Source organism: Pseudomonas sp. UBA5568 (genome assembly GCF_002425525.1).
Taxonomy (GTDB): Bacteria; Pseudomonadota; Gammaproteobacteria; order Pseudomonadales; family Pseudomonadaceae; genus Aquipseudomonas; species Aquipseudomonas fulva.
In genome coordinates, this window is the sequence record NZ_DIMK01000056.1 from 44,808 (window position 1) to 68,356 (window position 23,549).

The 23,549-nt window shown below is 62.8% G+C and carries 17 protein-coding genes and 1 pseudogene; 8 read left to right on the plus strand and 10 right to left on the minus strand.

Annotated features, from left to right (window positions below; translation table 11 throughout):
- Window positions 1-19 precede the first annotated feature (19 nt).
- Window positions 20-1,585 carry a beta (1-6) glucans synthase gene (locus B2S33_RS19120; RefSeq protein ID WP_145281027.1) on the minus strand — a complete coding sequence of 522 codons (1,566 nt, stop codon included), beginning with the start codon at window positions 1,583-1,585 and terminating at the stop codon, window positions 20-22.
- Window positions 1,586-1,781: 196 nt separating this feature from the next.
- Here B2S33_RS19120 and B2S33_RS19125 point away from each other — a divergent pair, with 196 nt between their 5' ends.
- The 3 genes from B2S33_RS19125 (at window position 1,782) to B2S33_RS19135 (ending at window position 8,294) form a co-directional block, all read left to right on the plus strand.
- Window positions 1,782-2,642, plus strand: coding sequence for a glycine betaine ABC transporter substrate-binding protein (locus B2S33_RS19125; RefSeq protein ID WP_027915800.1), 861 nt, complete (start codon window positions 1,782-1,784; stop codon window positions 2,640-2,642).
- Between the two features lie 393 nt (window positions 2,643-3,035).
- Window positions 3,036-6,941: an ATP-dependent RNA helicase HrpA gene (gene hrpA, locus B2S33_RS19130; RefSeq protein ID WP_027915801.1), complete on the plus strand. Its 3,906-nt coding sequence runs from the start codon at window positions 3,036-3,038 to the stop codon at window positions 6,939-6,941.
- A 231-nt stretch (window positions 6,942-7,172) separates the two neighbouring features.
- Window positions 7,173-8,294: a beta-ketoacyl-ACP synthase III gene (locus B2S33_RS19135; protein ID WP_110607529.1), complete on the plus strand. Its 1,122-nt coding sequence runs from the start codon at window positions 7,173-7,175 to the stop codon at window positions 8,292-8,294.
- Between the two features lie 75 nt (window positions 8,295-8,369).
- Here the strand turns inward: B2S33_RS19135 and B2S33_RS19140 are convergent, their stop codons facing one another.
- Window positions 8,370-9,617: a putative porin gene (locus tag B2S33_RS19140; RefSeq protein WP_027915803.1), complete on the minus strand. Its 1,248-nt coding sequence runs from the start codon at window positions 9,615-9,617 to the stop codon at window positions 8,370-8,372.
- A 247-nt stretch (window positions 9,618-9,864) separates the two neighbouring features.
- Here B2S33_RS19140 and B2S33_RS19145 point away from each other — a divergent pair, with 247 nt between their 5' ends.
- The gene (locus B2S33_RS19145) at window positions 9,865-11,001 is read left to right on the plus strand and encodes a GNAT family N-acetyltransferase (protein ID WP_288650870.1); all 1,137 of its coding nucleotides are present in this window, start codon (window positions 9,865-9,867) and stop codon (window positions 10,999-11,001) included.
- On the opposite strand, the pseudogene B2S33_RS19150 reads toward B2S33_RS19145, so the two are convergent.
- The 4 genes and pseudogenes from B2S33_RS19150 to B2S33_RS19165 all read right to left on the minus strand — a co-directional run.
- Window positions 11,000-11,452 (minus strand): annotated as a pseudogene (locus B2S33_RS19150) (REP-associated tyrosine transposase); the annotation flags it as partial. The gene B2S33_RS19145 and the pseudogene B2S33_RS19150 overlap by 2 nt on opposite strands.
- Before the next feature lie 639 nt (window positions 11,453-12,091).
- Window positions 12,092-13,924 carry an ABC transporter ATP-binding protein gene (locus B2S33_RS19155; RefSeq protein ID WP_288650861.1) on the minus strand — a complete coding sequence of 611 codons (1,833 nt, stop codon included), beginning with the start codon at window positions 13,922-13,924 and terminating at the stop codon, window positions 12,092-12,094.
- A 61-nt stretch (window positions 13,925-13,985) separates the two neighbouring features.
- Window positions 13,986-14,543 carry a peptidylprolyl isomerase gene (locus B2S33_RS19160; protein WP_027915806.1) on the minus strand — a complete coding sequence of 186 codons (558 nt, stop codon included), beginning with the start codon at window positions 14,541-14,543 and terminating at the stop codon, window positions 13,986-13,988.
- 237 nt (window positions 14,544-14,780) lie between these two features.
- Window positions 14,781-15,704 (minus strand): LysR family transcriptional regulator, encoded by a 924-nt coding sequence (locus B2S33_RS19165; protein ID WP_027915807.1) that lies wholly within the window; start codon window positions 15,702-15,704, stop codon window positions 14,781-14,783.
- Between the two features lie 48 nt (window positions 15,705-15,752).
- On the opposite strand from B2S33_RS19165, the gene B2S33_RS19170 reads away from it, so the two are divergent.
- Window positions 15,753-16,067: a hypothetical protein gene (locus B2S33_RS19170; RefSeq protein ID WP_027915808.1), complete on the plus strand. Its 315-nt coding sequence runs from the start codon at window positions 15,753-15,755 to the stop codon at window positions 16,065-16,067.
- A 103-nt stretch (window positions 16,068-16,170) separates the two neighbouring features.
- Window positions 16,171-16,770, plus strand: a complete 600-nt coding sequence (locus tag B2S33_RS19175; RefSeq protein ID WP_027915809.1) for an FMN-dependent NADH-azoreductase — start codon at window positions 16,171-16,173, stop codon at window positions 16,768-16,770.
- 74 nt (window positions 16,771-16,844) lie between these two features.
- Here B2S33_RS19175 and B2S33_RS19180 read toward each other — a convergent pair whose 3' ends face one another.
- Together B2S33_RS19180 and moaA are read right to left on the minus strand one after the other, a co-directional pair.
- Window positions 16,845-17,744 carry a bestrophin family protein gene (locus tag B2S33_RS19180; RefSeq protein ID WP_028686838.1) on the minus strand — a complete coding sequence of 300 codons (900 nt, stop codon included), beginning with the start codon at window positions 17,742-17,744 and terminating at the stop codon, window positions 16,845-16,847.
- A gap of 20 nt (window positions 17,745-17,764) precedes the next feature.
- Window positions 17,765-18,769 carry a GTP 3',8-cyclase MoaA gene (gene moaA, locus B2S33_RS19185; RefSeq protein WP_027915811.1) on the minus strand — a complete coding sequence of 335 codons (1,005 nt, stop codon included), beginning with the start codon at window positions 18,767-18,769 and terminating at the stop codon, window positions 17,765-17,767.
- 227 nt (window positions 18,770-18,996) lie between these two features.
- Between moaA and B2S33_RS19190 the strand changes: the two genes are divergently transcribed.
- Entirely contained in the window at window positions 18,997-21,327 is a 2,331-nt protein-coding gene (locus tag B2S33_RS19190; RefSeq protein ID WP_028686837.1) for an FdhF/YdeP family oxidoreductase, read from the plus strand.
- A gap of 38 nt (window positions 21,328-21,365) precedes the next feature.
- On the opposite strand, the gene B2S33_RS19195 is transcribed toward B2S33_RS19190, so the two are convergent.
- Window positions 21,366-21,827, minus strand: coding sequence for an Lrp/AsnC family transcriptional regulator (locus B2S33_RS19195; RefSeq protein ID WP_288650871.1), 462 nt, complete (start codon window positions 21,825-21,827; stop codon window positions 21,366-21,368).
- Between the two features lie 104 nt (window positions 21,828-21,931).
- On the opposite strand from B2S33_RS19195, the gene B2S33_RS19200 reads away from it, so the two are divergent.
- Window positions 21,932-23,098, plus strand: a complete 1,167-nt coding sequence (locus tag B2S33_RS19200) for a trans-sulfuration enzyme family protein (RefSeq protein ID WP_028686836.1) — start codon at window positions 21,932-21,934, stop codon at window positions 23,096-23,098.
- 86 nt (window positions 23,099-23,184) lie between these two features.
- On the opposite strand, the gene B2S33_RS19205 is transcribed toward B2S33_RS19200, so the two are convergent.
- The gene (locus B2S33_RS19205) at window positions 23,185-23,418 is read right to left on the minus strand and encodes a YdcH family protein (protein ID WP_027915815.1); all 234 of its coding nucleotides are present in this window, start codon (window positions 23,416-23,418) and stop codon (window positions 23,185-23,187) included.
- Window positions 23,419-23,549 lie beyond the last annotated feature (131 nt).

Consider the following 23,549-nt stretch of genomic DNA (forward strand, 5'->3'; position numbering starts at 1 on the left):
ACGCTGACAAATAGAGGTATCAGGCGTGGCCGAGTCTCTGGCTGCGCCACAGGGCGGCGGTCATCAGCGCGCTCACTGCTGCCCAGCGCCACGCCTGCCCGCTGTTCATCCCCTCGATGAGTAGCTGGGGCAGTATGCCAAGCCCGATGATACTTGCCAGAAAGGTGGCCTCCCGTCGCCGCACTGGCACGGGCCACAGGACGAACACCAGGGCTGGCAAGGCCAGCGCGGCACTGGGGAAACTGCGGTAGCGGGGGTCGAACACCATCGCCAACGTGCTTACGGCGGCAGCAAAGCCGGCCAGCAGCAGCAACCCGCCAGCTCGCCTTTGCAGCCAGGCAGACCAGCGCCCGCGCACGCCTTGCGGCTGGGACAGGTGCAGCAGTGCCCGGGCCAGTACCAGCACGTTCAACCCCGCCAACAGCCCTGCCCACATCCATTCGGGGGCGAAACGGGCGTGGCTGCGCATCAGCTCGCCCCACAGGCCCAGGCACGCCGCACCGAACATGGCCAGTATTGGCATGGCCCACGCGCCACGGCGTGTGCGTGGCCGCCCGGCCATGCACAGCATCAGCCCCGCCAGCGCCGCGCATGCCAGCCACCATGTGGGCCAGTCGGGCAAGTTGCTGACGGGCCCTTCAAGGATGCCCTTGTCCTGCCGGTCGGCATCGTAGAGGCCCCAATACCCGCCCACGGCACCTTCGTTGGCGCGTTTCCAGGGCTGGTCGAAGGCTTCGATCAGGTTGTAGCGCCAGCCGTTGTGCTCGGCCATGGCGACGAAGCCGCGAATGAAGCGCGCTTCGTTGACCCGGCTGGGCAGGGCGGTTTCACGCTGCCTGCCTTCGCTGGGCCAGCCGGTTTCACCGATCAGGATGTCCTTGGGCGCGAAGCGCTGGCCGAATTGCCGGCGTATGTCGGCGACATGGGCCAACGCATCGTCGATGCCCCGTGGCTCGTCTTCCCAATACGGCAGCAAGTGAATGGTGAGAAAGTCTACTTCAGGCGCGATCTCGGGGTGCTGCAACCAGAACTCCCACACATCGGCGTAGGTGACCGGCACGCTTACCTGGCGCTTGACCCGCGCGATCAACTCGGCCAGTCGTTTGCCGGTGACTTCCTTGCGCAGCAAGGTCTCGTTACCCACGATGACGGCGCTGACCACATCGGGGTTGGCATTGGCGGCGGCGATCAGCAGCGCGACTTCCCGGTCGGTGTCGGCCGGGTGAGCATTGACCCAGGCCCCGAGCATCACCTTCAGTCCATGCTTGCGCGCCAGCGCTGGGATAGCCTCAAGACCGCTCATCGAATAGGTGCGGATGCACTGGAATCGCTCAGCGAGCAGGGCCAAGTCGGCATCCATGCGCGCCGGGCGCAGTTGCATGGGTTGATCGTAGGGCGACTGGTCCTTGTCGAACGGGGTATAGGATGCGCACTGCAGCTTGTGCGTGGCATTGGCGGCGTCGGGCAGGTGCACCGGTCTGCCCAGCCCGTGCCAGAGCACGCCGAGCCCGAGCAGACCGATCAGGCAAGCAAGGGTGTACAGAAGTGTCAGCAGGCGGGTGGAACTGGGCATCGGGCGGTCCATCATCGGGGGCAAAAGGGTCAATAGTAGCCCGGCGCCAAACCTTTGGCATGCAAGGATCGCGCAGGCAGGTTCATGCCGCTGCCGCTAATGGCACAGTGCTGTCGCGTATGAGCGCCTGGGCGTCGTACTTGGATCAGGTCTGGCTTGGTTGCAGGCAGATGATGGAATCTCCGAGACCTGACGAGGGAATGCTTTGATGGCTACTTCAACAAAAATGCGTCGTTTCCTGGGCGTAGGTACCGCCCTGGCACTGGCCTTGAGCGGCGCACAGGCCATGGCCAAAGAAGTCAGCATTGGTTACGTGGATGGGTGGGCAGACAGTGTGGCGACCACCAACGTGGCCGCCGAGGTGATCAAGCAGAAGCTTGGCTACGATGTGAAGCTGCAAGCCGTGGCCACGGGCATCATGTGGCAGGGCGTGGCCACCGGTAAGCTCGATGCCATGCTGTCGGCATGGCTGCCGGTGACCCACGGTGAGTACTGGACCAAGAACAAGGACAACGTGGTCGACTACGGCGCGAACTTCAAGGATGCCAAGATTGGCCTGATCGTGCCTGAGTACGTCAAGGCGGTGAGCATCGCTGACCTGAAGACCGATTCCTCGTTCAAGCAGAAAATCGTCGGCATCGATGCTGGCTCGGGTGTAATGATCAAGACCGATCAGGCGATCAAGGACTACGACCTGACCGGCTACAAGCTGCAGGCAAGTTCCGGTGCTGCAATGACCGCCGAGCTGGGCCGTGCCTACGCCAAGCAGCAATCCATCGCCGTGACCGGATGGGTACCGCACTGGATGTTCGCCAAATGGAAACTCAAGTTCCTCGAGGACCCCAAAGGCGTGTATGGCGCTGCTGAAACCGTCAATAGCATCGGCAGCAAGGAGCTGGCCACCAAGGCCCCGGAAGTGGCCGAGTTCCTGAAGAAGTTCAGCTGGCAGTCCAAGGATGAGATCGGCGAGGTGATGCTGGCTATCCAGGAAGGCGCCAAGCCCGAAGCGGCTGCCAAGGACTGGGTGGCCAAGCACCCTGAGCGCGTGAAGGACTGGACGGGCAAGTAGAACGCTGTGCGCTGATGCCCTGAAATGAAGCCGTTCGAGCCTCAAGCGTTCGAGCGGTTTCGTTGGCGTGGGAACGACCCCATTGCGCTGCGTTACGAGGCTGTCCAATGCTCCGTGGAGCAGCCTTGGCGGGGCGCGGATCGGCCGCGATGGGCGCAAATCGGCCCAGGCGACCTCAGCCAGTTCGCACACCGCCTGCTCTCACCCACATCACCGTCCATCATCCCTGCACCCCCCAGCTACACCCCCCGCCGAGAGAAACTGAACCCTCACACCGACCCGCCAGCCCAACCGCTCAAGCACCCCCAGCACGCACTAACCAAATCTGCGACAATCACACCTCTTTCGAATGCCGATCACACCGCAGGCCCACCTGCATCACCGAAAAGCCCAATGACTGACCACGCCATCGACAAACTGCTGCAAAACCTCGACCACGCCATGATCGCCGACCGCCACCGCCTGCGGCGCCAGTTGCACGAACTGCGCAAGCGCCCCGACGAGGCGAAGCTGGCGCAGTGGGCTGAGCGGGTGCAGGCGTCCTGCGCCCAGGTCACCGCCCGCCAGCAGAGCGTGCCATTGGTGCGCTACGACGACAGCCTGCCCATCGCCGCCAAGCGCGACGAGATAAAAAAGGCCCTGGCCGAACACCAGGTGCTGGTCATCGCTGGCGAAACCGGCTCGGGCAAGACCACCCAGCTGCCCAAGATCTGCCTGGAACTGGGCCGTGGCAGCCATGGCCTGATCGCCCACACCCAGCCACGCCGGATCGCCGCGCGCAGTGTCGCTGCCCGGGTGGCCGAGGAGTTGGGCACGCCGTTGGGCGGCCTGGTGGGGTACCAGGTGCGCTTCGAAGACCAGAGCGATGCCAACACACTGGTCAAACTCATGACCGACGGCATCCTGCTGGCCGAAACCCAGCACGACCGCTTCCTGGAACGCTACGACACCATCATCGTCGACGAAGCCCACGAACGCAGCCTGAACATCGACTTCCTGCTCGGCTACCTCAAAACCCTCCTGCACCGGCGGCCCGAACTCAAGCTCATCATCACCTCGGCCACCATCGACCTGGAGCGGTTCTCCAAGCATTTCGACAACGCGCCCATCATCGAGGTGTCCGGCCGTACCTTCCCGGTGGAAACCTGGTACCGCCCGCTGACCAGCGAACAGGACGAGGAGGGCAACCCGATCGAGGACGACCTCACCGTCGACCAGGCTATCCTCGCCACCCTCGACGAACTGGCCCAGCACGAGCGCGGCCAGGGCAAGGGCCCGGGGGATGTGCTGATCTTCCTGCCCGGTGAGCGCGAAATCCGCGACGCCGCCGAGATTCTGCGCAAGGCGCAGCTGCGCCATACCGAAATCCTGCCCCTGTACGCGCGCCTGTCGCCAGCCGAGCAGCAACGGATCTTCCAGCCCCATGCCGGGCGGCGTGTGGTGCTGGCCACCAACGTGGCCGAAACATCGCTGACGGTGCCCGGCATCCGTTATGTGATCGATACCGGTACGGCCCGCATCAGCCGCTACAGCTACCGCGCCAAGGTGCAGCGCCTGCCCATCGAAGCCGTGTCCCAGGCCAGCGCCAACCAGCGCAAGGGCCGTTGTGGACGGGTGGAGCCGGGTATCTGCGTGCGCCTTTACAGCGAAGAAGACTTCAACAGCCGGCCGGCTTTCACCGACCCCGAGATACTGCGCACCAACCTGGCGGCCGTCATCCTGCAGATGCTGCACCTGCGCCTGGGCGCCATCGACGCGTTTCCCTTCATCGAGCCGCCAGACGGCAAGGCGATCAGCGACGGTTTCAACCTGCTGCAAGAGCTCTCGGCGGTCAACCGTGAAAACCAACTGACGCCGGTCGGGCGTCAGCTGGCGCGGCTGCCCATCGACCCGCGCCTGGGCCGTATGCTGCTCGAAGGCGCGCGCCTGGGCAGCCTGCAGGAAGTGCTGATCGTCACCAGCGCCCTGTCGGTGCAGGACCCACGCGAACGCCCCCCTGAGCGCCAGCAGGCCGCCGACCAGGCCCACGCACAATGGAAGGACGTGGATTCGGACTTCGCCGCACTGGTCAACCTGTGGCGGGGCTTCGAGGAACAGCGCCAGGCGCTGACGGCCAACCCCTTGCGCAACTGGTGCCGCAAGCAGTTCCTCAATTACCTGCGCCTGCGCGAGTGGCGCGACGCCCATCGCCAGCTGGCGCTGATCTGCCGCGAGCTGCAACTGACGGTCAACAAGGAACCGTGCGACTACCCCAAGCTGCACAAAGCCGTACTCAGCGGCCTGCTCAGCCAGATAGGCCACAAGACCGAAGACGGTGACTACCAAGGCGCGCGGCAGCGCAGGTTCTGGGTGCACCCGTCATCGGGTATCGGGCGCAAGCGTCCGCAGTGGGTCATGGCGGCCGAACTGGTGGAAACCACCAAGCTTTATGCCCGCGTGGTCGCGCGCATCGAGCCGGACTGGATCGAGCCGCTGGCCGGCCATCTGATCAAGAAGAACCACTTCGAGCCCCATTGGGAGAAGAAGCGCGGACAGGTCGTGGCCTATGAGCAGATCACCCTGTATGGGTTGATCCTGGTCGGCCGCAGGCCGGTACACTTTGGCCCCATCGACCCGGCCACCTCCCGCGAGCTGTTCATTCGTGAAGCCCTGGTGGGCGGTGAGATCCAGTCGCGGGCCAAGTGCCTGGCGGCCAACAAGCGCCTGCTCGAAACGCTCGACGCCCTCGAGGCCAAGGCCCGCCGTCGCGATATTCTGGCCGACGAAGAAACGCTCTATGCCTTCTACGAAGCGCGTTTGCCGGCCGAGATCCACCAGACGGCCACCTTCGACAGCTGGTACCGCATGGGCAGCCAGAAAGATCCCAACCTGCTGATCATGCGCGAGGAAGACGTGCTGGCGCGCGAGGCCAGTGAGGTGACCGCCGCGCAGTACCCCGACAGCTTGCAGGTCGGCCAACTGCGCTTGCCGTTGACCTACCACTTCGAGCCCAATCACCCCCGTGACGGCGTGACCGTGCGGGTGCCGGCACCCCTGTTGCCGAGCCTGCCGGGCGAGCGCCTGGAGTGGCTGGTGCCCGGCCTGCTCGAGGCCAAGTGCGTGGCGCTGATTCGCAACTTGCCCAAGGCCCTGCGCAAGAACTTCGTGCCGGTGCCGGACTTCGTCAAGGCCGCCTTGGCCCGCATGACGTTTGGCCAAGGCGCGTTGCCCCAGGCCTTGGGCCATGAACTGCTGCGCATGACCGGTGCGCGCGTGCCCGATGACGCCTGGGACGAGTCGGTCAGCCTGGTTGAAGGTCACCTGCGCATGAACATCGAGGTGGTCGACGGGCAGGGCAAGTTCCTGGGTGAAGGGCGTGACCTGGCTGAGCTTACGGCGCGGTTCGCCGCTGCCAGCCAGGCAGCCCTGGCGGTGCCAGGCGATGCCAAGAGCGAGCAGCCGGTGCAGGCCAAGGCCTTCAGCGAAGTGAAGCCCACGGCGCAGCAAAAGATCGCAGGGCTGTCGATGACGGTTTACCCGGCACTGGTCGAGGATAACGGCACGGTGCGTGAAGGCCGCTTCTCGACCCAGGCCGAGGCCGACTTCCAGCACCGCCGCGCCTTGCAGCGCCTGCTGTTGCAACAGCTGGCCGAGCCGGCCAAGTTCCTGCGTGGCAAACTGCCTGGCCTGACTGAACTGGGGCTGTTGTACCGCGACATGGGCCGGGTCGACGCGCTGGTCGAGGACATTCTGCTGGCAAGCCTGGACAGTTGCATCCTCGACGGTGAGCCGGTATTGCCCCGTGAAGGTGCCGCGCTGGCGGCGCTGGCCGAACGCAAGCGGGGCAGCTGGGCCGAACATGCCGAGCGCCTGGCGCGGCAAACCCTCGAGGTGCTGAAGCTGTGGCACGGGTTGCAGAAACGCTTCAAGGGCAAGATCGACCTGAGCCAGGCCGTGGCCCTGAACGATATCAAGCAGCAGTTGGGCAACCTTGTGTACCCCGGCTTTGTGCGCGAAACGCCGGCGGTATGGTTCAAGGAACTGCCACGCTACCTCAGGGCCATCGAGCTGCGCCTGGAGAAGTTGGGTTCTCAGGTGCAGAAGGACCGGGTATGGAGTGGCGAACTGGCCAATCTGTGGGCGCAGTACAAGGCCCGTGCCGACAAACATGCTCAGGAAGGCAAGCGCGACGAGCAACTGGCCCTGTACCGCTGGTGGCTGGAAGAATACCGCGTGTCGCTGTTCGCCCAGCAGTTGGGCACAAAAGTGCCGATTTCAGACAAGCGATTGAGCAAGCAGTGGAGCCTGGTGGAAGGCTAAACTCACACAGTTGTGGCACTATTGAGACAATGTCAGGCCGCTTGGCGGCCCAGTGCGGGCAGCCCTGCTTCGCTTGTCCATTCACCGCTCGCGGGGTGATGGCTTAAGTGAGACGGGCTACTGTCAAACAAGGGCTTGGCCCTCGTCGTGAAGTTAGTACTAAAGTGCCACTAATCCAGTGTATTTCCAGCCAGCGCCGGGTGGCGATGGCCCACGAACAGAGGAACGACCGTGCATAATGTCGTGATCAGCGGCACCGGCCTGTACACCCCGGCCCAGAGCATCTCCAACGAAGAACTGGTAGCGTCCTTCAACACCTGGTCGCAGCAATTCAACCAGGACAACGCCCAGGCCATCGAGCGTGGCGAGGTCGAAGCCGCACCGCTGTCCGATGCGGCGTTCATCGAAAAGGCCTCCGGTATCAAGAGCCGCTTCGTCATGGACAAGGCCGGCATCCTCGACCCGCAGCGCATGAAACCGCGCCTGCCAGAGCGCGCCAACGACGAACCGTCGGTGCTGTGCGAAATGGCCGTGGCAGCGGCACATCAGGCGCTGGAGCGCGCTGGCCGCAGCGCGGCCGATGTGGACGGGGTCATCGTCGCCTGCTCCAACTTGCAGCGCCCGTACCCGGCCATTGCCATCGAAGTGCAGCAGGCGCTGGGCATCCAGGGGTTTGCGTTCGACATGAACGTGGCCTGTTCGTCAGCCACCTTCGGCATCCAGACCGCCGCCAACAGCGTGGCGCTGGGGCAGGCGCGTGCCGTGCTCATGGTCAACCCTGAGGTGTGCACCGGCCACCTTAATTTCCGCGACCGTGACAGCCACTTCATCTTTGGCGATGCGGCGACCGCGGTGCTGCTCGAACGCGCCGATCGAGCCACTTCGGTGCACCAGTTCGACGTGGTCAGCAGCAAGCTGTGGACCGAGTTTTCCAACAACATCCGCAACAACTTCGGTTTCCTCAACCGCGCAGCAGAGGAGGGCGAGGGCGCCGCAGACAAGCTGTTCATCCAGGAAGGCCGCAAGGTGTTCCGCGAGGTGTGCCCGAAAGTGGCGGAGCTGGTAGGCGAGCATTTGCAGGAAAACGGCCTTCAGCCCAGCGACGTGGCGCGCTTCTGGCTGCACCAGGCCAACCTCAGCATGAACCACCTGATCGTCAAGAAGCTGCTGGGGCGCGAAGTGAGTGAACAGGAAGCACCGGTGATCCTGGACCGCTACGCCAACACCAGTTCGGCAGGGTCGGTCATTGCCTTCCACTTGTATCAGGATGACTTGCCGCAAGGTGCGTTGGGGGTGCTCAGCTCGTTCGGGGCGGGGTATTCGATTGGCAGCGTGATATTGCGCAAACGCTAAGCCGGCAAGGCGGGCGATGCCCGCATAAACGCGCAAACGGCCGGATGGGGGCGGCCGTTTGCAGCTTGGCGATGCTTAGAACTTGGCTTCCAGGTCCACCTGCAGCGTATCCACATCGGCGTTGCTGTTGGGCAGGTTGGAGTAGTCGGTTTTGGCCATCATGTAGGCCGCACCGAGTGCGAAGTTCTTGTCGATCTCATAGCCAACCTTGAACTTGTGGCCGCGCGAACCGGTGAAGCCGTTGCCGAAGTCCGAGTCTGTGAACAGGCTCACGACGCCATTGCGCTGCACGTCGCGGTAGTTGTAGTCCAGGCTCCATGCCCCGATCTTGCTCTTCAGACCCGCCAGCCAGGCCTTGTCCTGACCATCGGTGCTCTCGGTGTTCTTCACGAATTGGCCATAGGCCGACAGCGGGATGGCGAAGCCGGTGAAGTCCACCTGGCCAAAGCCTTCGACCAGGTTGAATTCGTCGGTGGTGTTGCCCAGCGAGCGCAGGGCCGCAGATGACTTGTCGTTGTCGTAGCCGTACACGCTGCCGCCCACCGTGACCTTGACGGTATCGGCTGCGTTGAACTTGGTCCCAAGCTGCGCGGCGTAGAGCTGTGCATCGTGCTTGAACTGCACGCCGTCGCCGTCGACGTTGTCCTTGAGGTTGTAGTGGCCAATGCTGCCGAACACTTCAGCAGGGCCCAGGTTGGTCTTGTAGGTGGCGGCTACGCCTTCAGGGTTGATGTCGCTGTCCCAGATGATGTCGCCCATGCTCACCCAGGGCTGCATCATCTTGCCGCCGATCAGGTGCAGGTTCGGCACGGCAGTGGGGTGCCAGTCGAGGTAGGCCAGGTCGACCCACAGCGATTTCTTCTCGAAGTAGTTGTCCAGGCTCTGGTTGGTCGAACGTGCATCGGCGCTGCTGCCGGTGGCTACCCGTACCCCGGCGTCTACTTGCGGGTTGATTTCGCTGTAGAAACCGACGCGGGCACGCACACGTTCCCGGTCCTGGTTGCCACTGCGGGAAATCGGGTTGTCCACGTTGACGTCTTCATAACGCAGGCGCACGTCGCCTTTGATCTGAGTCTTCGCTGCCCAGGCTACTTTCTGCTCGAACGAACTCATGCGCTCGGACTGGGCTTTCTGAGCGGCCTTTTCCTTGGTTTCCTGGGCCAGGTCAGCCTGCAGCTCGCTGTATTGCGCCTGATTGATCGAGCCGTTGGCGCGGAGCATTTCGAGCAGCTTGGCGTCAACGGCCGCACTGGCCGGAGTGGTGCTCATGGCCAGCACCATGCCGGTCAGGCTTGCTCCGGTAAGTGTAGAAACAAGACGCATACGGTTCTCCCTACTGAATAAGATGGGGGACGCCGAGCGCCCGCCCCTGTGTTGGCACGTCTCCGAAAGGGCCTGAATAGACAGGTTCTGTGGTTCCGGAAAACAGGCGCAAGTATTGCGGGGGCGAGTGACAGATTAATGTCGGAATAGTGGCACTGTTGTGAAGTGAAGGCCGCCAGGCGATCGTCATTTGAGTCCGGCGCCCGGCTTGGTGATACTGGGGGCCTTGATGCCGCGAGCCGACCCTGTGACCAGTCTGTATAGCCTTGCTCATTTACGTGATATGCCAGCTGCCACCTGGGACGCCTTGGTCCCTGCGGGCCAGCCGTTTCTCAGCCATGCCTTTCTCAGTGCGATGGAAGACAGTGGCAGTGTCGCGCGCACCACCGGATGGGCGGCCGAACACCTGGTGCTTGAGCATGAGGGCAAGGTGCAAGCGCTGCTGCCGGGTTACCGCAAGTGGCATTCGTACGGTGAGTACGTGTTCGATCATGGTTGGGCGGACGCCTGCGAACGGGCGGGCATCGCGTACTATCCCAAATGGCTGGGGGCCGTGCCGTTCAGCCCGGTCAGTGGCCCGCGCTTGCTGACGGCCGATCCGGCAGCCGGGCACTTGTTACTGCAAGCCTTGCCCGAGTACCTGAGCAAAGCCGCCCTGTCCGGCGCCCACATCAACTTCACCGAGCCTGCATTGGATGTACAGATGGCGCGTCTGCCGGGCTGGATGGAGCGCCTGGGTTGCCAGTTTCACTGGCAGAACCGCGGCTATCGCGATTTCCAGGATTTTCTCGACACCCTCAGTTCGCGCAAGCGCAAGCAGATGCGCAAGGAGCGTGAGCAGGTGGCGGGGCAGGGCATCGATTTTCGCTGGTATCGGGGTGACGAACTGGACGAAGCCCAATGGGATTTCGTCTACCTGTGCTACGCCAACACCTACGCCGTGCGCGGCCGGGCGCCTTACCTGACCCGCGAGTTCTTTAGCCTGCTGGCCGAGCGCATGCCCCACGCCCTGCGCGTGGTAATGGCCCGCCAGGCCGGGCGAGATGTGGCAATGGCACTGAGCCTGATAGGTGGCGACAGCTTCTTTGGCCGTTACTGGGGCTGCCTGGCCGAATTCGATCGCCTGCATTTCGAGACGTGCTTCTACCAAGGTATGGACTTCGCCATTGCCCATGGGCTGCAACGTTTCGATGCTGGCGCCCAGGGTGAGCACAAGCTGATCCGCGGGTTCGAGCCGGTGATCACCCGGTCGTGGCATTATCTGCTGCATCCCGGGTTGCGCACGGCGGTGGCCGATTTTCTGCTCCAGGAGCGTGAAGGGATGATGGCGTATGCTGCGCAGGCACGGGAGATGTTGCCTTATCGCCGGAACGAGGGGCATTGAGCCAGACACAGTCCCAGTGTGGGTAGTCGCTCACTCGCGTTACCAGGCCAGCGCGGATCGGGTTGGCAATGATGTAGCGAGCAACCCTGCGCACTTGTTCGTCACGGCGCAGGGCGCGGTCATGGAAGCCAGGCTGCCAGATCCGCTGGTGCTCGGCGCCTTGCCTGTAAAGCGCGCAACTGCTGCGTGATTTGAACTCACGCATCAGTTCGCCGAGGCTGCAGTGGCCGAGCGTGATTAGCCAGTGCAGGTGATCGGGCATCAGTACCCAGGCGAGGCTTTGACACTGACGGTGCGTAGCGGTGAGTCGCAATTGCTGGATCACGGCCCTGGCGTAGTACAAGTGTTTGAAGAGTGGGGTACGGTTTCGGGTGACGGTGGTCAGCAGGTATAAACGCCCAGGTTCGGAGAACCTGCCCAGACGCAAGCGATGAGAACCTCGGCCTATCATGGCTACCTCCTTGCGTAGTCATTGCAAGGGTAGCTGGCCATTGAAGTGGGCAGAGTGAGACAGTTTTACAGCTTATGACTTGGGGCCGCTTTGCGGCCCNNGCGGCGCAAGGCCGCTCCTACCCGGAAGTTCGCTAGCTTCTAAGTCGGCGCAGGCTGAAGAGTTGCTCAGCTATATGACACCCGAAGGCCAGCGCTATGAGGGGTGGGAGCGGCCTCGTGCCGCGATGGGCCGCGCAGCGGCCCCGGCTTTTGAGAGAGACAGTTTTACAGCCTTTGACTTGGGACGCCCCCACCCGGAAGTTCGCTAGCTTCTAAGTCGGCGCAGGCAGTTGCTCTTTGAAGAGTTGCTCAGCTACATGACACCTGAAGGCCAGCACTATCAGAGTGGGGCCGCTTTGCGGCCTATCGCGGCCGGTCCGGCGCCCCGGCAAGGCCGCTCCTACCCGGAAGTTTGCTAGCCTCCAAGTCGGCGCAAGCAGTTGCTCTTTGAAGAATTGCTCACCTTCATGACACCCGAAGGCCAGCGCTATCAGGGGTGGGACCGGCCGCGATGGGCCGCGCAGCGGCCCCGGGTTTTGAGCAGGCGCGAGGTTTCATCTCCCTCCTCAAGCCTGAAACCTCAAAGCCGAGGCCTCACCTAATCAACCCCCACAAACCCACCTGTCTGATGCTGCCAAAGCCGCGCATACAACCCCCGCTGCTCCAGCAACTGCGCATGGCTGCCCACTTCCACGATGCGACCTTTGTCCAGCACTACCAGCCGGTCCATGCGGGCAATGGTGGAAAGCCGGTGGGCGATGGCGATCACGGTCTTGCCCTGCATCAGCGTTTCCAGGCTCTCCTGAATCGCCGCTTCCACCTCCGAATCCAGCGCCGATGTGGCCTCATCCATGATCAGAATCGGCGCGTTCTTCAGCAGCACCCGGGCAATCGCGATGCGCTGGCGCTGGCCGCCGGACAATTTCACCCCACGCTCACCCACATGCGCATCTAGGCCGGTACGGCCCTGGGCGTCCGACAAGTGAGGGATGAACTCATCGGCGCGGGCGCGGCGCACCGCTTCCTGCAACTGGGCTTCAGTCGCATCCGGACGGCCGTACAGCAGGTTCTCGCGGATCGAACGGTGCAGCAACGATGTGTCCTGGGTAATCATGCCGATCTGCGCACGCAGGCTTGCCTGGCTCACCTGCGCAATGTCCTGGTCATCGATCAGAATCTGCCCACCCTGCACGTCGTACAGACGCAACAGCAAATTCACCAGGGTCGATTTCCCGGCCCCCGACGGCCCAATCAACCCGATCTTTTCCCCGGGCCTGATCGCCAAGTTCAGCCCCTCGATCACATTCCTCGCCTCCCCATAATGAAAGCGCACGTTCTCGAACCGCACGGCGCCCTGGGTGACCTTCAAGGCCGGGGCAGCAGGGCGGTCGGTGACGGTGACGGGCTGGGCGATGGTCTGCAGGCCATCCTGCACCATGCCAATGTTCTCGAAAATGCCGTTGACCACCCACATGATCCACCCCGACATGTTCACGATGCGGATGACCAAACCCGTCGCCAAGGCAATGGCCCCCACGGTGATCAGCGACTGGCTCCACAGCCACAGGGCGAGCCCGGTAGTGCCGACGACCAGCAAGCCGTTCAACGTTGTGATGACCACGTCCATGCTGGTGATCACCCGCGAAGCCAACTGGGTTTTCTCGGTCTGCTCGCTGATGGCCTCGCGGGCGTACTGCTGTTCGTGATCGGTATGGGCGAAGAGCTTGAGCGTGGCAATGTTGGTATAGCCATCGACGATGCGGCCCATCAACTTAGAGCGGGCCTCGGACGACACCACCGAGCGCGCTTTGACGCGTGGCACGAAATACGCCAAGGCAGCAATGAAACACACGATCCAGATCACCAAGGGCAACATCAACCGCCAATCAGCCTCGGCAAACAACACCAGCGACGTGATGGCATAGATCAGCACATGCCATAACGCATCCACCGCCTGCACCGCGGAGTCGCGCAGCGAGTTGCCGGTCTGCATGATGCGCTGGGCGATGCGCCCGGCGAAGTCGCTCTGGAAGAAGTTCAGGCTCTGTTTGAGCACGTAGCTGTGGTTCTGCCAGCGGATCATGCTGGTCATGCCCGGGTTGATGGCCTGGTGTACCAGCAGGTCATGCAACCCGAAGAACAACGGACGCAGCAACAGCACCACCACCAGCATCCAGATCAACTCGCCGCTGTGCTCGCTGAAAATACGGGCGTTGGGCGCGCCCTGGGCCAGGTCGATGATGCGGCTCAGGAAGCTGAACATGGCCACTTCGATCAACGAAGCGATCAGCCCAACCACCAGCAAGGCCAGAAAGCTCGGCCATACCTGGCGCAGATAATAGATATAGAACGCCCATACGCCGCTGGGCGGCGCTTCACTGGGGGCGTCGCGGAAGATGTCGATCAGTTGCTCGAAACGACGGTACAGCATCAGCGTTGAAACTCCTGTTCAACCGACCGGTAATCGGGTCACGTCCCTGTGAGACCCGTGATCAATCGATGCGTTTAGCCGACTTGATGAACACCGGGTCGGCAGGCACGTCACGCATGCCTTTCTTGACGGTGGTGGGCGAATTGACGATCTGGTCGACCACTTCCATGCCCTTGGTTACCTTGCCGAACACGGCATAACCCGCGTCCCGGCCTGGGTTGAGGAAATCGTTGTCGGCCACGTTGATGAAGAACTGGCTGGTGGCCGAGTTCGGGTTCGAGGTGCGGGCCATGGCCAGGGTGCCGCGGGTGTTTTGCAGGCCATTGCTGGCTTCGTTGGGGATCGGGTCCTTGGTGCCCTTTTGCACCATCTGTTCGGTGAAACCGCCGCCTTGCACCATGAAGCCCGGAATTACCCGGTGGAAGAGGGTGTTGTTGTAGAAGCCGCTGTCCACGTACTGCAGGAAGTTCTTGGTGCTGACAGGTGCCTTCTCGGCATTGAGCTCGATTTCCACCTGGCCGAAGCTGGTGTCCAGCACAACGTGCGGTGTCTTGTCGGAAGCCATGACACTGGTGGCGAACGCGACGGAACAGGCGGTAAGCAGCAGTTTTTTCAGCATGGGCGCAAAGGTCCTTCAAAGTGGAGGCGGCGGCTTTCGAGGGCCGCCGGTACGGTGGATACATCGCAATGAACAAGGGCAATAGCGTGCCGTGAATCTTCGACGTCTGCCAGTGCAGGTTGCGGGCCGAGCACAGGCGCAGCGTTTGAACGTGTGTCAGGGCTGATCGCGAGGTGTTGCACCCCGCTCAGACAGCCAGCCGGGGCCGGCGTTCGCAGCCGGCCCTGGCCATCACCCTCACGCCTGGGCCGGGGCTGCGAAGGGCACATCCAACGGCGCCGTGTCAAAGTTGCGCAGCAGGTCGATCAGGATCTGCGTGGCCGGGCCCAAGGACTTCTCCTTGCTCGCGTAAAGATAGAACAGCGGATGGCGGCTACCGCCCTGGTCCAGCGGCAGCGGTTTGAGCACACCGTCACGCAGCTCGCGCTCGATCATATGCCGCGGCAACCACGCAAAGCCCAGCCCGCTGCTGACGAAGGTGGCAGCCGTACCCAGGCTGCCGACCGTCCAGCGTTGTTCGGCGCCAAGCCAGCCCACATCGCGTGGCTGAGCGCGGCCCGAATCTCGAATCACCACCTGCAACTGGCTTTCAAGGTCCTGGAACGTCAACTCGCGTCCCAGCCGGTGCAGGCTGTGGTCTGGGTGAGCCACGGCCACGAACTCCACGGCGCTCAACTCCGCGCCCAGGTAGCCGCCAATGCTGTAGCTGCTGATGGCAAGGTCGGCGATGCCTTCGAGCATCACCTCCTCGACCCCGGACAGCACTTCCTCGCGCAGGCGCACGCGACAGCCGCGGCTTTGCGGCATGAAGGCGGCCAGGGCACGTACCAGGCGCGCGCTGGGGTAGGCCGCATCGACTACAAGGCGCACCTCGGCTTCCCAACCCTGTTCCATGTGGTGCGCCAGGTCTTCCAATTGGCTGGCCTGCTTGACCAGATGCCGCGAGCGGCGCAGCAGCACGCTGCCTGCCTCGGTCAGCACCGCCTTGCGGCCGTCGATGCGCAGCAACGGCACACCCAACTGTTCCTGCATGCGCGCCACGGTATAACTGACCGATGACTGCGATCGGTGCAGCACCTCGGCAGCTTGGGCAAAGCCGCCGTGATCGACTACAGCTTGCAAGGTCCGCCATTGATCCAGCGTCACGCGCGGCGCTTTCATGTCCTGCTCCTGTTGGCCTAAGCTGCGCTCTACACAAGGAGAACGCCCATGAAGAACTATTGTGCGGCATTGTTGCTATGCCTGCCGGTGACCGCTTTTGCCTATCCCATCGACATGGAAAAACACATGGACGGGGTAAAGGTCGACGCCACTGCCTACGACACGGCCTATGACCTGGGCGCCATTACCTTGGAGAACTACGGCCAGGTGCCCGCCGCCTGCAAGGTGACCTTTCGCAACGGTCCTGAAGCCCCGCGGGTGCGCCGGATAAATGTGCCGGCCGGCAAACGCGCCGACGTCACCGCCAAGTTCACCCGTCAGATCATCAAGCTGCGCGTCACCGTGAACTGCGCGGCTGAATAAACTAATTAATCGATAAATCGTACCGACTATTTACGCTTTTTCATCGATAGGTCAAGCGCTAACCTTCCTCCATCGCATTTATCCCAGCCCAATGGAGGCCGTCATGTCCCACGTTCTGATCGTCGAAAGCAGTGCACGCCAGCAGGACTCGATTTCCCGCCAATTGACCCGGGACTTCACCGCCCAGTGGCGTGCCGCTCACCCGACCGACCAGATTACCGTGCGTGACGTGGCGGCCAACCCGGTGCCGCACCTGGACGCCGACCTGCTCGGCGGCTGGATGAACCCGCAAGACCAGCGCAGTGCAACACAGCTCCAAGCCCTGGAGCGCTCCAACCAGCTGACCGACGAATTGCTGGCAGCCGATGTGCTGGTGCTGGCGGCGCCCATGTATAACTTCACCATACCCAGCACCCTCAAGGCCTGGCTGGACCATGTGCTGCGCGCCGGGATCACCTTCAAGTACACGCCCACCGGCCCTCAGGGCCTGTTGAATGGCAAGCGCGCCATCGTACTGACAGCGCGCGGCGGCATCCATGCAGGGGCTGGCAGCGACCATCAGGAGCCTTACCTGCGGCAGGTGCTGGGCTTCATTGGCATTCACGACGTGACATTCATTCATGCCGAGGGCCTGAACATGAGCGGGGATTTCCATGAAAAGGGCCTGAACCAGGCCAGGGCAAGCCTGGCTTCGGTAGCCTGACTGCAGCGAATCTCACCCCGGGCACCTGTATCAGCGCTTGTGGGTGACCGCTTCATTCGAGCTTCGCAGCGCGTTCAACTCAATACATACCCCACCGGCAACAGCGCTGGCGGCAGCGGCGTCTGCCCCAGTGCGGCCAATACATCACGCTCCACCGTTCGCACCATGGCATCGGTAGGCAGGTCGTTCTCGTCGCGGCCGAACGGGTCTTCCAACTCGTTGCCAATGGCATCGAGCCCAAAGAAGGTGTACCCCACGATGGTCGTGAACAGCGGTGCCAGCCAGCCTAGCGGTTCGGCCAGGGCGAACGGCAGCAACAGGCAGAAGATGTAGATGGTGCGGTGCAGCAGCAAGGTATAGGGGAAGGGCAACGGCGTGCCCTTGATCCGCTCGCAGGTGGCCTGAACCTCCCCAAGGCCCGCCAACCGCTGCGCCAGGAGGTTGTAGCGCCACTCGGACAAGCCCTGCTGCTCGGTCAGCCGCGAACACTGCTCGCCCAGTTGCAGGAGGATGCCGTTACACACGTTGTGAGGGCTGACCGCCTCGGCATTCCCCAGCCAGGGCCGCGCGGCAGCCAGGTCGTCTTCGTCTCGCAGCCTGGCATTGAGCGCCTGTGCGAACCCGCACAGGCTGCGCAGCATCTCGGCGCGTAGCGCGGCATCGGCGATCACCACGCTTTCGCGAGTGAACGACCGAATCTCGACGATCAACCTGCCCCAGGCCTTGCGGCCCTCCCACCAACGGTCGTAACACGCGTTGTTGCGAAAGCTCATGAAAATCGACAGCGACAAGCCGAGCAAGGTGAACGGCGTAGCGCTGACCGGATAGAAGAACGCTGGGTAATGCCGTTCGACCAGGACGATGACCGCCGCCAGCAGTGTGACCATCAGGCAGCGCAGGGCGATCTGTTTGATGATCGACCCTTTGAGGGTGAACAGCACTCGCAGCACACCCTGGGTGGGATGAACGATCATGGCAATCCAGAGACGGCGGGTCAGCCGCCGGTCATGTTCATGAAGCGCAGGATTTGAACGTCGCCGCCCACCTCGAAGTGATGGCGATACGGCTTGAGGTGCAACGAGTCACGAATGGCTTTTTCCAGCCGTTCAGCGTTGCCGGGGTGGGCACGCAGCACGTGCTTGAGATCGACCGAGTGCTCATTGCCCAGGCACAACAACAAGCGCCCCTCTACGGTGAGACGTACGCGGTTGCAGGTGGCGCAGAAATTGTGGCTGTGGGGCGAAATGAACCCCACCCGGGTTTGCGGGGCATCGGCCAGGCGCCAGTACCGCGCGGGGCCCTGCGAAGATTCGGTCGACTCCACCAGGCTGAACTGCTCGGCCAGCGTCGCGCGTACCTCATCGCTTGAGAAAAACGACTCTTCACGGGCGTGCTCGCTGATCTGTCCCAGCGGCATCTCCTCGATGAAGGTGATGTCCAGTTCGCGATCGATCGCAAAGCGCACCAGGTCGACGAGTTCGTCGTCATTGCGCCCTTTGAGTACCACGCAGTTGAGTTTGGTCCGGCGAAAGCCGGCTTTACGTGCAGCATCGATGCCGGCGATCACCTGGTGCAGGTCGCCGGTGCGGGTCAGTTGCTTGAACCGGTCGGCATCCAGGCTGTCGAGGCTGATGTTCAGCCGCGTCACCCCCGCATCGAAGAGCGGTTGCGCCAGGCGCCCCAGCTGCGAGCCGTTGCTGGTCAGGCACAGCTCGCGCAGCCCCGGCAGGGCAGCGATGCGCCCGCACAGGTCGACGATGCCTTGGCGTACCAGCGGCTCGCCCCCGGTCAGACGAATCTTGCGGGTGCCCAGCGCCACGAAACGCTCGGCTACCTGGAACAGTTCTTCAAGGCTCAGGATCTGCTGGCGGGGCAGAAACTGCATGTCCTCGGCCATGCAGTACACGCAACGGAAGTCGCAGCGGTCTGTGACCGACATCCGCAGGTAGTCGATTTTCCGGTTGAAGCCGTCGATCAGTGCCCGGCTGCTCTGTTCCACGTACGCGCTCGAATCAGGGAGGTTGGCCTCCAAGCTAGCGCCTGGTGGGGCGGGCCGTCAAATGGCTTTGGCCGACCGACCGATAAATGCTTTCTATCACAGTTCAGCCCCCGCGTTTACGGGGGTCATCGAAGGCGCTTATCACCTCGTAGGATCTTTCGATTGGACGGCTCTACGCCAGGCTTCATAGGCTGGACAAAAGCCATAGCAGGGCGAGGAATTCACCCATGAGCCAGGATCCACACATCCGCGACTACAAAGGCGCCGCTGCCGGCTGGGGCGCGCTCAAGAGCGTGACCAAAAGCTGGCTGGGCAGTGACAACGCCTTCAAGAATTTGCGAGCCATGCTCAAGACCAACCAGAATGGCGGCTTCGACTGCCCTGGTTGCGCCTGGGGCGAGTCGCCGGAAAACGACACGGTAAAGTTTTGCGAGAACGGTGCCAAGGCCGTGAACTGGGAGGCCACTGGGCGCTCGGTCGATCCGGCCTTCTTTGCCCGCTACAGCGTCAGCGCCCTGGCCGATCAGACCGATTACTGGCTGGAGTACCAGGGTCGCCTGACCCATCCCATGCGCTACGATGCAGCCACCGACCACTATGTCGAAACGAGCTGGGCAGAGGCCTTCGCGCTGATCGCCAAGCACCTGCACGCCCTGGAATCACCCGATCAGGCCGAGTTCTATACCTCGGGCCGGGCCAGCAACGAAGCAGCCTTTCTTTATCAGTTGTTCGTGCGCGCCTACGGGACCAACAACTTCCCGGATTGCTCGAACATGTGCCACGAGGCCAGCGGCGTCGGCATGGCGCAGACCTTGGGCGTGGGCAAGGGCACCGTGGTCTTTCACGACCTGGAACTGGCAGACGCCATCTTCGTCATTGGCCAGAACCCTGGCACCAACCACCCGCGCATGCTCGAACCACTGCGCGAAGCCGTGAAGCGCGGTGCCCAGGTGGTGTGCTTCAACCCGCTCAAGGAGCGGGGTCTGGAGCGCTTCCAGCACCCGCAGCACCCGCTGGAAATGCTCAGCAATGGCTCCGAGCCTACCAATACCGCCTACTTCCGCCCGGCACTGGGCGGAGACATGGCGGTGATGCGCGGCATTGCCAAGTACCTGCTGCAATGGGAGCGCGAAGCCAAGGCCAAGGGTGAACCGGCGGTGTTCGACCATGCTTTCATTGCCGAGCACACCAGCGGCATCGAGGCCTACCTGCAGACCTTGGATGCTACACCCTGGCCTGCCCTCGTGGCGCAGTCCGGGCTGACCCAGGCCGAGATCGAGCAGGCCGCGCGCATGTACCGCAAGGCCGAACGCGTGATCATGTGCTGGGCCATGGGCGTTACTCAGCATCGTCATTCGGTGGCCATCGTGCAGGAAATCGTCAACCTGCAATTGCTGCGTGGCAATGTCGGCAAACCCGGCGCAGGGCTTTCGCCAGTGCGCGGCCACAGCAACGTGCAGGGTGATCGGACCATGGGCATCGACGAGAAGCCCAAGGCCGCCTTGCTCGATGCCTTGCAAGCTCGTTTTGAGTTTCAGGTGCCGCGCACCCACGGGCACAATGCCGTACTGGCGATCAAGGCCATGGAAGAAGGCCGGGCGAAGGTGTTCATCGGCCTTGGGGGTAATTTTGCCCAGGCCACCCCTGACACCGCGCGCACCCATGCCGCCCTGCGCAACTGCGCGCTGACCGTGCAGATTTCCACCAAGCTCAACCGCTCGCATCTGGTGACCGGTGGCGATGCGTTGATCCTGCCCTGCCTGGGCCGCACCGAAATCGACCTGCAGGCCAGCGGCCCGCAAGGCGTGACGGTCGAAGACACCTTCAGCATGGTGCACATCTCCCACGGCCAGTTGCGGCCACGTTCGCCCCACATGCGCTCCGAGCCCTGGATCATTGCCGGCATGGCCCAGGCCACCTTGGGCAAGCACCCCATCGACTGGGAACACGCAGTCGCCGATTACGCCCATATCCGTAGCCTGATCGCCGATGTGATTCCAGGCTTCGAAAACTTCAACGAACGCCTGCAGCAACCTGGGGGCTTTCACCTGGGCAACCACGCCGCCGACCGTATCTGGCGCACCGCCACCGGCAAGGCACAATTCAGCCCCAATGCGCTCCCCGCAGCACTGGTCAACGCCCAGGTGCTGGCGCGTGGCGACAAGCCAGACTTGATCTTGCAGACCTTGCGCTCCCACGACCAGTACAACACCACCCTCTACGGTCTGGATGACCGTTACCGTGGTGTGTTCGGGCTGCGCGAAGTGGTGTTCGTCAACGAGGCCGACATTCGGCGCATGGGGTTCGAGCCGGGTGAGCGCGTCGATCTGGTGTCGTTGTGGGACGACGGCGTCGAGCGTCGGGTGTCGGGTTTTCGTCTGGTGGCCTATGACGTACCGCCGGGGCAGGCTGCCGCCTATTACCCGGAAACCAACCCCCTGGTGCCGCTGGAGAGTTATGGTGAAGGGACCTATACCCCGACCTCCAAGTTCGTGGCGATCAAGGTCGAGAAGGCCAAGGCGGATAATCGCATTGCAGCGGCACTGGCGACCGACTGAGTCTGATCAGGCGACAGGGTCACCTCTGCAACCCCGCGTCAACCGCGATTCACTGGAAAAGCCGTGGTGTATTTCATCTGCTCCATGGCAAAGCTCGAGGTAATGTTCGACAACCCATCAGTGCTAGTGATCAGCTTCTTGTAGAACCGGTCATACGCTGCGATATCACCCACTACCACCCGCAGCATGTAGTCCCAGTCGCCGGACATGCGGTAGCACTCCATCACCTCCTCGAACGCCGTGACCGTGGCGGCAAACTGCTCCAGCCATGCACTGTCATGACGCTGGGTCTTGACCTGCACGAACACGGTCAGGCCCAGCCCCAGCAGGTCAGGATCCAGCAGAGCCACACGACCGACGATGTAGCCTTCGTCTTCCAGGCGCTTGACCCGCTTCCAGCACGGGGTGGTGGACAGGTTGACGGCCTCGGCCAAGGCCTTGAGCGAGAGCGCGGCATCGCACTGCAACAGGGTCAGGATGTGTCGGTCGAAGCTGTCCATAGGGGGCATGGGCCGTGGCGAAGAAGTTTTCACAGGGTACTCCAAGGTCAGGGCTTTTGCGTTGTGCGATAGTGGCAACCTTACCTCTGCCAACGAGCCCGACCATGTCCGACAAGCCGCGCCATTTCGCCACCCGAACCATTCATGCCGGCGAGCAGTTCGAAGTCGCCGACAATGCCATTTTCCCGGCCATCGTCACGGCCAGTTCGTTCATCAAGCGCGGCCTGGACGACACGCCGGACTACTCCTACAGCCGCGTAGGCAACCCCACCCGCCACGCCTACGAGACCTGTGTTGCAGCCCTGGAAGAAGGCGTCGGGGCGGTGGCCTGTGCGTCAGGCGTGAATGCCACCGCCACCGTGCTGGAACTGCTGCCCAAGGATGCCCACGTGGTGGTGATGAACGGCGTATACGGCGGCACCTTCCGTATCATGGAGGACTACCGCGGCCGTACTTCCGGCCTGACCACCACGTACGTCGATCTCAATGACCTGGAAGCCGTGGCTGCTGCCATCAAGCCCGAAACCCGGCTGATCTGGATTGAGTCGCCGACCAACCCATTGTTGCACCTGGTCGATATCAAGGCCGTGTGCGACCTTGCCCGTACCCGGGGCATCCTGACCTGCATCGACAACACCTTCTGCTCACCGTGGAACCAGCGCCCGATCACCCTGGGCGTAGACCTGGTCATGCACTCGGCCAGCAAGTACATCGGTGGCCATTCCGACCTCACCGGTGGCGTGGTGGTGGCGGCCAGCGAAGACCTGCACCGGCAACTGCGCCGCATCAGCATGGCCATCGGCGCGGTGCAAGGGCCGTTCGATTGCTACCTGGCGTTGCGCGGCCTCAAGACCCTGGACGTGCGCATGGAACGCCAGTGTGCCAACGCGCTGGAAGTGGCCCGCAGGCTCGAAGGCCACCCGCAGGTCGAGCAGGTGTACTACCCAGGGCTGCAAAGCCACCCGCAGCATGACCTGTGCAAGCGCCAGATGCGCAGCGGCGGGGCCGTGGTCGCCATCAAGGTCAAGGGCGATCGGGCAGCGCTAAACCGTCTGGTCGAAGCGCTGCAGATTTTCGTACTGGCCGATTCGCTGGGCGGGGTCGAAAGCATGATCAACCATTCCTGGACCATGTCCCACTGCTCCATGAGCCCCGAGCAGAAAGGGGCGATGGGCATCAGCGAAAACCTGTTGCGCCTGTCAGTGGGCATCGAGGCGGTTGCCGACCTGATCGATGACCTGGAAACGGCGCTGGGCGCTTTGGCCGGATAACAAGGGCAAGGCTGTACTGGCGAGGGGTTCAGCGCCAACCCGTCATGCGACCGATGATGGGCTGGCGCCAGCAAAGAGGCCGGTGATTACTTGGGCGGGTGGATGATGCGCTCGATCTTGTCCTTGATCAGCAGCCGCTCGCGGCGCAAGCGCGTGACGGCGTCGTCGTTGGTGCCGTTTTTCTCGGCGGCGACCACTTCCTTGTCCTTGGCGTTGTACTCCTTGTGCAAGCCATGCAGCGTCTGGTCCTTGTCAATGAGCGCCTGGAATGCGTCAGCGGTAACGTGCAAGTCAGCGAGCAGATCGTGCGGAACAGGCATTTCTTCACCTCTGTCAGGGGGATTGGTTAAGGTCCTGACCTCTGAGGATAGCCGCGTTTGCCTCGACGGGGGAGGCCGCGAATCCTGAACCCCTGCTGAACGACTGACAGGTCCTCATCGAAATCAGCGCT